The organism is Hydrogenophaga sp. SNF1, assembly GCF_034421675.1.
Taxonomy (GTDB): Bacteria; Pseudomonadota; Gammaproteobacteria; order Burkholderiales; family Burkholderiaceae_C; genus Hydrogenophaga; species Hydrogenophaga borbori.
Window position 1 is genome coordinate 2,178,313 of the sequence record NZ_CP139793.1, and the last position, 12,987, is coordinate 2,191,299.

The window sequence follows — 12,987 nt, forward strand, 5'->3', positions numbered from 1 at the left end:
GCTCAGCCCGCCGGCAACTGGTAGAACTTCACGATCGCCTCCCAGGCCACCTGGGGGTCGTCCACGTACTGGAAGAGCTGCAGATCTTCGGGCGAGATCGTGCCTTCTTCCACGAGCAGCTCCAGGTCCAACAGGCGCTTCCAGTAGTCGCTGCCGTACAGCAGGATGGGCACCGGCTTGGACTTCTTGCACTGCACGAGCGTGATCACCTCGAACAGCTCGTCCAGCGTGCCGAAGCCGCCCGGGAAGGCCAGCAGTGCCTTCGCGCGCATCATGAAGTGCATCTTGCGCAGCGCGAAGTAGTGGAACTTGAAGCTCAGCCGCGGTGAGATGTAGGGGTTGGCCGACTGCTCGTGCGGCAGCGCGATGTTCAGTCCCACGTTGAGCGCGCCCTCGTCGTGCGCGCCCCGGCTGGCCGCTTCCATGATGCCCGGCCCGCCGCCGGTGCAGATGAAGAGCTTCTCGTGCGGCAGGCAGTGCGCGCTGTACTGGGCCACGATGCGACCGAACTCGCGCGCCCGGTCGTAGTAATGCGCGTTGCGCACCATGGCGCGGGCCTTGGCGATGGCGCGCGGTTCGCCCGAGGCCTCGGCCGCGCGCAGGCTGGCCTCGGCCTCGCTCTGTTCGCGAAAGCGCGCGCTGCCGAACACCACGATGGTGCTCTCGATGCCCAGCTGTTGCTGCGCCAGGTCGGGCTTGAGCAACTCCAGCTGCATGCGGATGCCGCGCGTCTCGCGCCGCAGCAGGAACTCGGGGTCGGCGAAAGCCAGGCGGTAGGCGTCGGCCGCCAGCGGGTTGCCGCTGTCCGAATGGGCCTGCAGTTCGGCCCAGGCGTCGGCCAGGCGGCGTTCGGTGATGTCGTGCGTGGCAGGGGGGGCGGTGTGGGGGTCGGTCATGTTCTTCACTCCGGGGTCACAGCCCGAGGGCCAGCGCCAGCGGCACGAAGACCACCGCCAGCGCATTGCCCACCATGATGGAGGCGGCCACTTTCTCGGGCTCCTGATGGTATCGGTCGGCCAGCATGAACTGGATGACGGCGGGCGGCAAGGCGGCGAACAGCAGCAGCTGGCCGCGCGCCGCGCCCTCCAGACCCATGGCCCAGGCCAGCGGGATGCCGATGGCCAGGCCGATCAGGGGGCGCGCCAGCGCGCCCAGCAGGCCCAGGGCCAGGCCCTGGCGCGTCAGGCCGGTCAGCCGCACGCCCAGGGCGAACAGCATCAGGGGCAGCGCGGCGTCGCCCAGCAGCTTCAGGCCCGACAGCAGCACCGGCGGTGGGCGCAGTTCGGTGAAGGCGCTGAAGAAGCCCAGCATGGTGGCGACCATCAATGGGCTGAGCAGCAGGTCGCGCGTGCGCGCGGCGGCGCTGGTGACGCGCGCGCCCAGCGAGAAGTGCAGCAGGTTGCTGACCGAGAACAGCGCCACCGCGGCGCCGAAGTTCGCGGGTCCGAAGGCCAGCAGGGCCAGTGGCAGGCCCATGTTGCCGCAGTTGTTGAACATGACCACCGGCACCAGGGTGCGGGGCTGCGCGCCGAAGGCCTTGGCCAGCGGCCAGGCCAGCAGGCCGCTGCCCAGGATCAGCGCCGTGCCGCCGATGAGCAGTGGCACGTGCTCGCCGATGGCGAAGTCGCGCGAGGCCAGGGCCGAGTACACCAGCAAGGGCGCCAGCACGTCGAGCGAGATGCGGTTGAAGCTGCTGAGGTCCGGCGGGCGGCGGCGCGCGTAGCCATAGCCAATGGCCACGATCAGGAAGACCGGGATGATGATGTCGGCGATGCGGGTGATCAGGTCCATGGCGTTCGGGCGTGGCGTTCCAAACAGAAGGGCTCCCTGTGGAGCCCTTCGTATCACGCAATGGAAGCGGTCAGACGCGCTTGCGGTATTCGCCCGTGCGCGTGTCGATCTCGATGCGATCGCCCTGGCTCACGAACAGCGGCACGGGGATCTCGAAGCCGGTGGCGATCTTGGCCGGCTTGAGTACCTTGCCCGAGGTGTCGCCCTTGACGGCGGGTTCGGTCCAGGTGATCTCGCGCTCCACGCTGGTGGGCAGTTCCACCGAGATGGCCTTGCCTTCGTAGAACACCACCTCGACGGCCATGCCGTCTTCCAGGTAGTTGAGGGCGTCGCCCATGTTCTCGGCCTCCACCTCGTACTGGTTGTAGTCGGTGTCCATGAACACGTACATGGGGTCGGCGAAGTAGGAGTAGGTGCACTCCTTGTGGTCCAGGATGATCTGGTCCATCTTGTCGTCGGCCTTGAAGACGACTTCGGTGCCGATGTTGCCGAGCAGGCCCTTGAGTTTCATGCGCACGGTGGCGGCGCCGCGGCCGCCGCGGGCGTATTCGGTGCGCAGGACGATCATCGGGTCCTTGCCGTGCATGATCACGTTGCCGGCGCGGATTTCTTGGGCGATTTTCATGAGGGAGTTCCGTTGAAGGGATCGCCCGGCGGTTCGGGCGAGGGGCCGGCATCGGCGGTGGATGGACCGGGCCCGGGTTGCGGGTTTGTCGCGAAACCCACTATTTTACCGTTTTCGCCCCACCGCCTCGGCCAACTGCGTGGCGAGGTCGGGCTGGGCAAGCAGGCGCTGGCGCGCGGCCTGCACCACCTCGCGCCAACCGTCTACCTCGGCCCAGCCGGGCCAGGCCGCTGCGGCGGGCGCGCCCGGCAGGCCGTTCCAGTGGTGGTGGAAGGCGCGCAGGCTGGCCGGCGCGTCCAGCCAGTCCAGGAAGGCCTGCAGCTTGGCGTGGTGCGCGCCGTCGTGCTGCGGGTAGATCTGCCAGACGAAGGGTTGGCCGGCCCAGAGCGCGCGCACCAGGGAGTCCTCGCCGCGCACGAGGTTGAGGTCGGCGCTCCAGAGCAACTCGTCGAAGCCACGCTGGCTCAGCCAGGGCAGGGCATGGCGCGTGGCGCCCGGCGCCAGCGGCAGGTCCATCGCGGCGGCGGCGGCGCGGCCCCGCGTGACCAGCCAGTGCGCCTCGGCCTGCGCCATCATGGCCGGCAGGCTCGGCGGTTCGTAGCAAAAGAGCGCGATGCGCCGACCCTGGGCGGGCAGGCCCTGCGCCGTGAGCCAGGCCCCGCGGTCGAATGCCGCCTGGCGGCTGGCCAGGTCGTCTTCGCGCAGCAGCCCGCCGGTGCGCGCCGTGAAGCCGGGATAGAAGAAGCGCTTGGTGAGGCCCCGGCCCGGGCCGCTCATCACGGGGGAGGGCAGGCCGTGGCAGCGCTCGACCCAGGCCTCGGCGCTCAGGTACTCCAGGTTGATCCAGACCGGCTCGCCGGTGCGCGCGGCGACGAAGGACTCGGGCAGCTCGCAGCCGAAGGCCTCGATCCAGACCTCGCCGGGCACCAGGCCCTGCGCGTCGAAGGGCTCGCGCCAGGGACGCACGCTCACGCCGGACGCGCCCTCGGGCGCCATCCAGGCCAGCGGCGCGGGGTCGTCGATCCACAGCCGCACGGCCTGGCCGCGCGCGCCCAGCTGCGCGGCCAGGCGCCAGCAGACGCCGGCGTCGCCGTGGTTGTCGATCACGCGGCAGAAGATGTCCCAGGTGCGCGGGGTGCTCATGCGGGCGATCATGCCCGCATCCGACGCGGGGCCGGCCGGCCCTGGAAAACTGATTTCCGCGCGCCGGGTTGTCGCGGGGGGTGTGCGTGGACACACTCGCCGCCCTGGACCGCCGACAAAGAGGAGACACGCACGTGAGCCAAGCAGCCGAGTGGACGGAAGCGGGCATGGCGCCGCCGAACGCGGGCGCGATCGGCGGCCCGCGGGGCTGAGCCGGACATGGCGCAGCGCACCCTCATCCGCGGCGCGTCCATCGTCACCATGGACGCGCAGGGCGACCTGCCCGCCGGCGATCTGCTGGTGGTGGACGACACCATCGAGGCCATCGCGCCGCGGCTGTCGGTGGACGGCGCGCGGGTGGTCGACGCCACCGGCTGCATCCTGGTGCCGGGCTTCGTCAACGCGCACATGCACACCTGGCAGACCGCGCTGCGCGGCGTCGCCGCCAACTGGACGCTGCTGCAGTACTTCAGGCACATGCACGCCGGCCTGGCCACGGTGTTCGGTCCCGAGGACCTGCGCATCGCCACGCTGGCGGGGGCGCTCAACCAGCTCAACTTCGGCACCACCACGTTGGTGGACTGGTGCCACAACAACCCCACGCCGGCGCACAGCGACGCGGCCGTCGACGCGTTGCTGGCCTCGGGCATTCGCGCGGCCTTCTTCCATGGCACGCCCAAGCCCGACCCCCAGCCGGGCCAGGTGCCGTTCTGGGAGGTGCCCCACCCGCGCGCCGAGGTCGAGCGCCTGCTCAAGGCCCACCAGGGCCGGCCGCTGCTCAGCGTGCACGCCGCCGTGCTGGGCCCGCACTACAGCACGCTGGAGGTGGCGGTGCACGACTTCCGCATGGCCCGCGACCTCGGCCTCATCGCCTCGCTTCACCAGGGCGGCGGTGCGCCGCGCACGCCCGAGGGTTGGGCGCACCTGGAAGCGCTGGGCTTGCTGGGCGAGCAGATCAACATCGTGCACGGCCACGCGCTGAGCGACGAGCAGCTCAAGCGCTTCTGTGGCCTGGGCATGAGCTTTTCGGCCGCGGCCGAGAACGAGATGACCCAGGGCCACGGCCACCCGCTCACGGGCCGGCTGCGCGCGCTGGGCCACGCGCCCTCGTTGGGCGTGGACCTGGAAAGCGTGCTGGGCGGCGACATGATCGGCCAGGCGCGCATCGCGCTGGGCATGCAGCGCAGCCTGGACAACGAGGCCCACCGCGCCGCTCACGGCGGCATCCCGGACACCACCAGCATCACCACGCGAGAGGCGCTGGCCTGGATCACGGTCGAGGGCGCGCGCATGCTGCGCCAGCTGCACCGCATCGGCACCCTGGCCCCGGGCAAGCAGGCCGACCTGGTGCTGATCCGCGCGGACGGCTTGAACATGCAGCCCGTGCACGACCCGGTGAGCGCGGTGGTGTTCCAGGCCACGCTGGCCAACATCGATTCGGTCATGGTCGCGGGGCAATGGCGCAAGCGCGCCGGCCAGCTCGTCGGCGTGGACCTGCCCCCCCTGCTCGCTGCGCTGCGCGCGTCGGGCGAGAAGATCATCCGCGCCATGGGCATGGGCGCATCGAATGGAGTTTTTGCATGAAGGTTCACTTCATTGGCGTCGGCAAGATGGGCTTGCCCATGGCGCGCCACCTGCTCGCCGCCGGCCACGGTGTCACGGTGGAGGACCCGGCGTCGGACCGACTGGCGCTGGCGCGCGAGGCCGGCCTGGCGGTCGCCGATGGCCTGGCCCAGGCCGAGCTCATCGTTTCGTCGTTGCCGCACGACGGGGCGCTGCTCGCCGTGGGCGAGCGCGTGGCCGCGCACGCGTCGAAAGGCGCGGCCTGGGTGGACACCAGCACGGTGTCGCCCGAGGCCTCGGCCCGCGCGGCCGAGGCCTGCGCGCGCGCCGGGGTGCAGGTGCTGCGTTGCACCGTCTCGGGCAACAACCACATGGCCGAGGCCGCGCAGCTCACGGTGATGGCGTCGGGCCCGAAGGCGCTGCATGAGCGCCTGCTGCCCCTGCTGAGCCGCTGGGGGCCGACGCAGTTCTGGCTTGGCGAGGCCGAACAGGCGCGCCTGATGAAGCTGGTGGTGAACCTCATGATCGCGCAGACCAGCGCCATGCTGGCCGAGGCGCTGAGCCTGGGGCAGAAGGGCGGCCTGGCCTGGCAGGACATGTGGCGGGTCATCGGCGCCAGCGCCGTCGCCTCGCCCATCGTGAAGGCCAAGGGCGTGCAGCTGAGCCAGCGCGACTACACACCCACTTTCACCGTGGGACAGATGAACAAGGACATCGACCTCATCCTGGGCGAGGGCGCCCGCCTGCGGGTGCCCTTGACGCAGACGGCGGCCACGCGCCAGCTCATGTCGGCCGCGCAGGCCCAGGGCGACGAAGCCTTGGACTATGCGGCCATCATCCGCGTGGCGCAGCGGGCCGCCGGCCTGGACACCGATTGACGCGACAGACAGAAAGGCAGCGCATGCGATCGTTCGTTTATCAAGGCTTGCCCAGCCGCGTGGTGTTTGGCGCGGGTGCGCTGGCCCAGCTGCCGCAGGCCATCGAGGCCATGGGCGCGCGGCGCGCGCTGGTGCTGTGCACGCCGGAGCAGCGCGCCAGCGCCGAGCGCGTGGCGCAGTTGCTGGGCGACAGGGCCGCCGGCATCTTCGACCGCGCGGTGATGCATGTGCCGATCGAGACCGCGCGCGAGGCGCGCGAGGTGGCGCAGCGGCTCGGCGCGGACTGTGCCGTGGCCATCGGCGGTGGTTCCACCACCGGCCTGGGCAAGGCCATCGCGCTCGACTCGGGCCTGCCCATCCTGGCCATTCCCACCACCTACGCGGGCTCGGAGATGACGCCGATCTACGGCATCACCGAGGCCGGCCTGAAGAAGACCGGCAAGGACCTGAAGGTGCTGCCGCGCAGCGTGATCTACGACCCCGAGCTCACGCTGACGCTGCCCGTGGGCCTGAGCGTGACCAGCGGCCTCAACGCCATCGCGCACGCGGCCGAGGGGCTGTACTCGGCGGAGGGCAATCCGGTGATCGACCTGATGGCGGAGGAGGGGATCGCCGCCATCGGCCGCGCGCTGCCGCGCATCCGCGCGAGCGCCGGCGACGTGGAGGCGCGCGGCGACGCGCTGTACGGCGCCTGGCTGTGCGGCATCGTGCTGGGCTCGGTGGGCATGGCGCTGCACCACAAGCTGTGCCACACCCTCGGCGGCAGCTTCAACCTGCCGCACGCCGAGACGCACACCGTGGTGCTGCCGCACGCGCTGGCCTACAACGCGGCCGCGGCGCCGCAGGCCATGCGGCGCATCGCGCGGGCCCTGGGGCGCGACGACGGGCAGGCCGCGCGGGCGGTGTTCGACCTGGCGAAGGACAACGGCGCGCCGGTGGCGCTGCGCGACCTCGGCATGAAGGCCGAGGACCTGGACCGCGCGGGCGAGATCGCCTTGCAGAACCAGTACCCGAACCCGCGCCCCCTGGAGGCGCGGGCCATCCGAGCGCTCTTGCAGGCGGCCTGGGAGGGCGCGCCGCCGGCCTGAATGGCCGGGGCCGCCCCCGTGCGGCCGTCAGCTGTCCGAGCGCTCGCCCTCGGGCGCGGGCGGATCGATGGGCAGCTGGGTGGCCAGCACCTTGTCGATGGTTCGCCCGTCCATGTCCACGATCTCCAGGCGCCAGCCTTCCCAGGTGGCGCAGTCGCCGACGCGCGGCAGGCGGCCCGTCAGCAGCATCAGCATGCCGCTGAGGGTGTGGTAGCGGCCGCGCTCTTCGTCGGGCACGCTGAGCAGCCCCAGCCGGTCTTTCAGCTCGGGCACGGGGATGTGGCCGTCGAGCAGCCAGGAGCCGTCCTCGCGCTGCATGGCCCAGGCGGTTTCCGGGTCGCGCGGTTGGAACTCGCCCGTGATCGCTTCGATGAGGTCCTGCAGCGTGACGATGCCCTGCAGCTCGCCGTACTCGTCGATCACGAAGGCCATCTGCACGTCGGAGAGGCGGAAGTTGTCCAGCAGCTCCATGCCCGTGATGGTCTCGGGCACGTACAGGGGCGTTTGCAGCGGCTGCTCGGCCAGTTCGCGCGCCGTGCCGCGGATGGCCTGCGCCAGCCATTGGCGCGCGTTGAGCACGCCCTGCAGCTGGCCCAGGTTGCCCTTGACCACCGGAAAGCGCGAATGGTTGCTGCTTTCCACGCGCGCCATGTTGACCTCGAAGGGCTCCTCCAGGTCGAGCACCACCACATCGCTGCGCGGCACCATCAGCGAGCCGATCTGGCGATCGTCGAGCCGGAACACGTTGCGCACCATGGCGTGCTCGTGCGATTCGATCACGCCCGCGCTGGTGCCCTCGGCCAGCATGGCGTGGATTTCCTCCTCGGTGACGGCGTTGGCGTTGCCTTCTTTGACGCCCAGCAGGCGCAGCAGCGCGCGCGTGGACACCGACAGCAGGATCACGAACGGCTTGGTGGCCTTGGACAGCCAGTCGATGGGCCGCGCCACCAGGCGCGCCAGCGATTCGGGGTAGGTCTGACCCAGGCGCTTGGGCACCAGCTCGCCCACCACGATGGAGAAGTAGGTGATGACCACCACCACCAGCGCGGTGGCTCCGAACTGGCTGGCCTGTTCGGGCGCGCCCAGGCTTTGCAGCCAGATGGCCAGCGGCCCGGCCAGGGCGGCCTCGCCGACGATGCCGTTGAGCACGCCGATGGAGGTGATGCCGATCTGGATGGTGGAGAGGAAGCGGTTCGGGTCTTCCCCGAGCTTGACGGCCGCGGCGGCCGCGCCGTCGCCTTCGTCGATGAGTTTCTGCAGTCGCGCCTTGCGCGCGGTGACGAGCGCCAGCTCCGACATGGCGAAGACGCCGTTGAGGAGGATGAGCGCGATCAGTAAGGCAATTTCCATGGGGGTGTGTCAAGCAAGTGCCGGGCCGTCCGCGGTGGCGCGCGGGTGGCGCCACGTCGGGGCGGACGGAGCAGGAAAGGGGCGTGGCTCAGGCGCGCCGGGGCGGGCGGAACGGTCCGTCCAGCAGGGGCGCCGGCGGCGGACCCAGGTCGGCCGGCGCCTGGGCCGGGGTCATCACGTGGGACAGCGGTGGCGCGGCGCGCCGTTGCAGCGTGTCGGGCAGGTCGGGGAGCTCGTCGCCCAGCGCGTGTTCCAGGTCGGCCAGGCCTTTCTGGCTTTTGGCGAGCGGGTGGTTCGCGTTGGCGTCGATCAGCGCGTCGGCCGCGCGCGGCACGTCGACGATGTGGTCGGGGATGCCGAAGCCCACCACCCCGAGCAGGAAATGGCAGGCGAACAGCGCAATGAGCCAGCGGCGCATAAGAGCGGCGATTTTACGAAACCGTCCCGCGGGACCTTGGCAGGCCCCGTCAATGCGCCTTTTCCAGCGGCGGTGGCGCCAGCACGTGGCGCGCCATGGCGTGCGCCAGTTCGGCCTCGCCCAGGAACACCGTGCCCACGCCCGCGGCCTTCATGCGCTCGGCCTCGTCCTCGTTGTGCGAGCGCACCACGATCTGTATCTCGGGGTTGAGCGTGCGCGCGGTCTCGATCATCTGGTGCAGCGACAGCGTGTCCTGGGTGGCGATGACCAGCATGCGGGCCTGCGCAATGTGGGCCTGGATCAGCACCTCGGGATCGCCCGCGTTGCCCACCACGGCGGCCATCCCCTTGGCGCGCAGGGCTTCCACCCGCTCGCGGTTCTGGTCGGCCACCACGAAGGGCTGCCCCGCCGCCTTGAGCGCCTGCGCGATGCGCCGGCCCACGCGGCCGTAGCCCACCAGCACCACCTGGCGCGACAGGTACTTGGCCTCGGTGCTGCGCGGCAGCTCGGCCAGCGGGTCGTCGCGCGCCTCCAGGCGGCGGACCAGCAAGGAGTGCTCGCGCAGCAGCTGGCGCAGCGGCTCGATGGCCTTGAACAGCAGGGGGTTGAGGGCGATGGAGATCAACGCGCCTGCCAGCACCAGGCTGTGGCCCTCGTCGGGCATGAGCCCCAGCTGGGCGCCCAGTCCCACCAGGATGAAGGAGAACTCGCCGATCTGCGCCAGGCTGGCCGAAATGGTGAGCGCGGTGTGCAGCGGGTAGCGCATCAGCAGCACCAGGGCCACCGCCGCCAGCGACTTGCCCACCACGATGATGGCCACCACGCCAAGCACGTGGACCGGCTCCTCGATCAGCACGTAGGGATCGAACAGCATGCCCACCGAAACGAAGAACAGCACCGCGAAGGCGTCGCGCAGCGGCAGCGATTCTTCGGCTGCGCGGTGGCTGAACTCGGATTCGCGCAGCACCATGCCGGCGAAGAAGGCGCCCAGGGCGAAGGACACGCCGAACAGCTCGGCCGAGGCGAAGGCGATGCCCAGGGCCGCGGCCACCACGCACAGCGTGAACAGCTCGCGCGAGCCGGTGCGCGTGACCTGCCACAGCAGCCAGGGGAAGAGCTTGCGCCCCACCAGCAGCATGAGGGCGACGAAGCCGCCCACGCGCAGCAGCGTCAAGCCCAGGGCGGTGCCCACGGACTCGGCGCCGCTGCTGTCGGGCGGGTGGCCGCCCAGGAAGCCGGCCAGCGGCGGCAGCAGCACCAGCACGAGAACCATGGCCAGGTCTTCCACCACCAGCCAGCCGACCGCGATGCGTCCCGTGATGGAGCCCAGGATGCCCAGGCTTTCCAGCGCGCGCAGCAGCACCACCGTGCTGGCCACCGACAGCGAGATGCCCAGCACCAGCGCGGGGCCGATGGCCCAGCCCCACCAGCTCGCCATGGCCATGCCCATCAGCGTGGCCACCACCATCTGCACCACGGCGCCGGGCAGGGCGATCTTGCGCACCGAGAGCAGGTCGTCGAGCGAGAAGTGCAGGCCCACGCCGAACATCAGCAGCATCACGCCGATCTCGGCGAGTTGCGAGGCGATCTCGGTGTCGGCCACGAAACCGGGTGTGTAGGGGCCGATGATCACGCCCGCCAGCAGGTAGCCCACCAGGGCCGGCAGCTTCACGCGCGCACAGATGAACCCCAGGATCAGCGCCAGCCCGAGTCCGGCGGCGATCGTGTTGATCAACGTGAGGTTGGTGTGCATGCGGCGGCTGGGGCGGTGGGTGGCGCGGGGACAGAGGCACCCGAGTGTCGCGCAATTTCGCGCCTGGCCCGGGCGCTGGCATTTCTCATTGGGCGAGCGACTGGCCGTGGGCCTTCACGATCTCCAGGAAGCGCCGCAACCGCGCGGTCTGGAAGCGCGCCGGCGGGTACACGAGCTGCACCGGCAGTGGCTCGGCGCGCCAGTCGGGCACCAGGTGCACCAGCCGGCCCTCGCGCAGGTCCTCCGCCACCAGCCAGGCCGACACCACGGCCACGCCCAGTCCGGCCAGCACCGCGCTGCGCAGCGCGTACAGGCTGTCGGTGCGCAGGCGAGGGCGGATGTCGAAGCGCAGCGCGGCGCCACCGCCCACGGGGTTGAGCACCACGCGGTCGCGGTAGTAGGTCTGCAGCGCCAGCCAGGGCAGTTCGCGCAGTTGCTCGGGCGCGCGCGGCGCCTTGTGCAGGTCCAGCAGCGCGGGCGCGCCGATCACGATGCGCGGCAGCTCGAACAGCGGCACGGCCACCAGGTTGGGGTCGCGCACCTTGCCGACCTGGATCGCGCAGTCGATGCCCTCGGCGACGAAATCGGCCTCGCGGTCGGCGAGCAGCCACTCCACGCGCACCTCGGGGTGGGCGCGCAGGTACTGCGCCAGCGGGGCCACCAGTTGCTCCTGCCCCAGCGCATGCGGCACCAGCACCTTGAGGGTGCCACTGGCCGAGCGCCGCGAGCCGCGCAGCTCCTCCTGCATGGCGTCCCATTCGTCGATCAGCGAGCGCGCCATGGCCAGGCAGCGCTCGCCGTCGGGCGTGAGCGTGGCCGCATGGGTGGAGCGGCGCAGCAGGCGCACGCCGAAGTGGCGCTCCAGCGCCTGCAGGCGGCGGCTCACGGTGGGCTGCGTGGTGTCCAGGCGCTGGGCCGCCGCCGAGAGGCTGCCGCTCTCCACGATGCGCACGAAGGTCTGCAGCAGTTCGATGCGGTCGAGGGCGAGAGGGGCTTCTTTCATGCGTTGAACGTATGAAGTTAGTTCACCGGACAGTCTATCCCGGGCGTTGATATACGGGAAGAATCCGCGCTATTCCGTTTTTTGCTCAGGAGTTCTCGTGTCTTCCATTCATATGACGCATGACCAGAAGGAGGGCCATGCCGCGCCCGCCGGCCTGCCCGCGCTGCTCGCGGCTGGCGCCGGCTTCAGCGTCGCCTCGATCTACTACAGCCAGCCCATGCTGCCCGAGCTGGCGCGAGGCCTGCAGGCCGGCGAGGGCGCCATCGGGGCAGTGCCCATGCTCACGCAGCTCGGCTACGCCGCCGGCATCCTGCTGCTGGCGCCGCTGGGCGACCGCTACGACCGCCGCCGCGTGATGCTGGTGAAGGCGGGTCTGCTCGCGCTGGCGCTGCTGGCCAGCGCATTCGCGCCGGGTGTCGCCGTGTTACTGGCTGCGAGCCTGTTCGTGGGCGTCACCGCTTCGCTCGCGCAGGACTTCGTGCCCGCGGCCGTCTCGATCGCGCCAGAACACAGCCGCGGCCGGGCCGTGGGTGCGGTGATGACGGGGCTGCTGTTGGGCATCCTGCTGTCGCGCGTGGTCAGTGGCCTGGTCACGCAGGCGCTGGGTTGGCGCGCGATGTTCGGCCTGGCCGCCGCGAGCGTGGTGCTGCTGGCGCTGGTGGTGTTCTGGCGTGTTCCCGCTTTCCCCCCGGCCACGCGGCTGGGCTATGGCGAGCTGTTGGCCTCCCTCGCCAGCCTGTGGCGCCGGCACCCGCCGCTGCGCCGCGCCGCGTGGGCGCAGGCCCTGCTGGGCGTGGGCTTCAGCGCCTTCTGGTCCACGCTGGCCGTGATGCTGCACGCACGATTCGGCCTGGGCAGCGGCGCGGCGGGGGCCTTCGGGCTCGCCGGCGCGGCGGGGGCGCTGGCCGCGCCGCTCGCCGGCCGCCTGGCCGAGCGGCACGGCCCGCGCCGCGTGGCCTTGTTGGGCGCCGGCGTGGCGGCGCTGGCCTACGCGCTGATGCTGGGCATGGAGGTGCTGCCGGCGCCGGCACAGTTGCTGCTGCTGGTGCTCGGCGCCATCGGCCTCGACTTCGGCTTCCAGGCCGCGCTCATCGCGCACCAGAGCACGGTCTACGGCCTGGACGCGGCCGCGCGCAGCCGGCTCAACGCCATGCTCATCACGGCCATGTTCGTGGGCATGGCCAGCGGCTCGGTGGTGGGGGCACTGGCGTTCGCGCATGGCGGCTGGCCGGCCGTCGCCGCCATCGGCGTGGCGAGCGCGGCCCTGGCCCTGCTGTGGCGCTGGCGGGCATAGCGCAGCCCGGTGCACGGGCTTCGTGTGACTGTCATGTGAATGTCACGCATCGAGGCAATACTGGGTGGTTCAGTAGGGAAA

General features: G+C 71.1%; 12 protein-coding genes. 4 read left to right on the forward strand and 8 right to left on the reverse strand.

What is annotated here, in order from left to right; translation table 11 throughout:
• Nucleotides 1–2 precede the first annotated feature (2 nt).
• The 4 genes from SOM08_RS10365 to earP form a co-directional block, all read right to left on the reverse strand.
• On the reverse strand, nt 3–896 hold the full coding sequence (locus tag SOM08_RS10365) for a TIGR00730 family Rossman fold protein (RefSeq protein ID WP_116957875.1): 894 nt from the start codon (nt 894–896) through the stop codon (nt 3–5).
• Between the two features lie 16 nt (nt 897–912).
• Nucleotides 913–1,791: an AEC family transporter gene (locus SOM08_RS10370; protein WP_116957876.1), complete on the reverse strand. Its 879-nt coding sequence runs from the start codon at nt 1,789–1,791 to the stop codon at nt 913–915.
• Nucleotides 1,792–1,861: 70 nt separating this feature from the next.
• Nucleotides 1,862–2,416 (reverse strand): elongation factor P, encoded by a 555-nt coding sequence (gene efp / locus SOM08_RS10375; RefSeq protein ID WP_070397887.1) that lies wholly within the window; start codon nt 2,414–2,416, stop codon nt 1,862–1,864.
• A gap of 105 nt (nt 2,417–2,521) precedes the next feature.
• Entirely contained in the window at nt 2,522–3,559 is a 1,038-nt protein-coding gene (earP, locus tag SOM08_RS10380) for an elongation factor P maturation arginine rhamnosyltransferase EarP (protein WP_322470628.1), read from the reverse strand.
• Nucleotides 3,560–3,778: 219 nt separating this feature from the next.
• Between earP and SOM08_RS10385 the strand changes: the two genes are divergently transcribed.
• The 3 genes from SOM08_RS10385 to SOM08_RS10395 are packed head-to-tail and all read left to right on the forward strand — an operon-like array spanning nt 3,779 to nt 7,088.
• Nucleotides 3,779–5,143, forward strand: coding sequence for an amidohydrolase family protein (locus tag SOM08_RS10385; RefSeq protein ID WP_322470629.1), 1,365 nt, complete (start codon nt 3,779–3,781; stop codon nt 5,141–5,143).
• Entirely contained in the window at nt 5,140–6,000 is an 861-nt protein-coding gene (locus SOM08_RS10390) for an NAD(P)-dependent oxidoreductase (protein ID WP_116957878.1), read from the forward strand. Before SOM08_RS10385 ends, SOM08_RS10390 begins: the two co-directional genes overlap by 4 nt.
• Before the next feature lie 23 nt (nt 6,001–6,023).
• Nucleotides 6,024–7,088: a maleylacetate reductase gene (locus tag SOM08_RS10395; protein ID WP_322470630.1), complete on the forward strand. Its 1,065-nt coding sequence runs from the start codon at nt 6,024–6,026 to the stop codon at nt 7,086–7,088.
• A gap of 27 nt (nt 7,089–7,115) precedes the next feature.
• Here SOM08_RS10395 and SOM08_RS10400 read toward each other — a convergent pair whose 3' ends face one another.
• The 4 genes from SOM08_RS10400 to SOM08_RS10415 all read right to left on the reverse strand — a co-directional run bounded on the left by SOM08_RS10400 (nt 7,116) and on the right by SOM08_RS10415 (nt 11,612).
• Nucleotides 7,116–8,438, reverse strand: coding sequence for a hemolysin family protein (locus SOM08_RS10400; protein WP_116957880.1), 1,323 nt, complete (start codon nt 8,436–8,438; stop codon nt 7,116–7,118).
• Between the two features lie 88 nt (nt 8,439–8,526).
• Nucleotides 8,527–8,856 carry a hypothetical protein gene (locus SOM08_RS10405; RefSeq protein WP_116957881.1) on the reverse strand — a complete coding sequence of 110 codons (330 nt, stop codon included), beginning with the start codon at nt 8,854–8,856 and terminating at the stop codon, nt 8,527–8,529.
• A 49-nt stretch (nt 8,857–8,905) separates the two neighbouring features.
• Complete coding sequence (gene ybaL, locus SOM08_RS10410) at nt 8,906–10,609, reverse strand: YbaL family putative K(+) efflux transporter (RefSeq protein ID WP_116957882.1); 1,704 nt, start codon at nt 10,607–10,609, stop codon at nt 8,906–8,908.
• Between the two features lie 85 nt (nt 10,610–10,694).
• Nucleotides 10,695–11,612 (reverse strand): LysR family transcriptional regulator, encoded by a 918-nt coding sequence (locus SOM08_RS10415; protein WP_116957883.1) that lies wholly within the window; start codon nt 11,610–11,612, stop codon nt 10,695–10,697.
• 97 nt (nt 11,613–11,709) lie between these two features.
• Between SOM08_RS10415 and SOM08_RS10420 the strand changes: the two genes are divergently transcribed.
• The gene (locus SOM08_RS10420) at nt 11,710–12,906 is read left to right on the forward strand and encodes an MFS transporter (RefSeq protein WP_416187007.1); all 1,197 of its coding nucleotides are present in this window, start codon (nt 11,710–11,712) and stop codon (nt 12,904–12,906) included.
• The last annotated feature ends 81 nt before the right edge of the window (nt 12,907–12,987 follow it).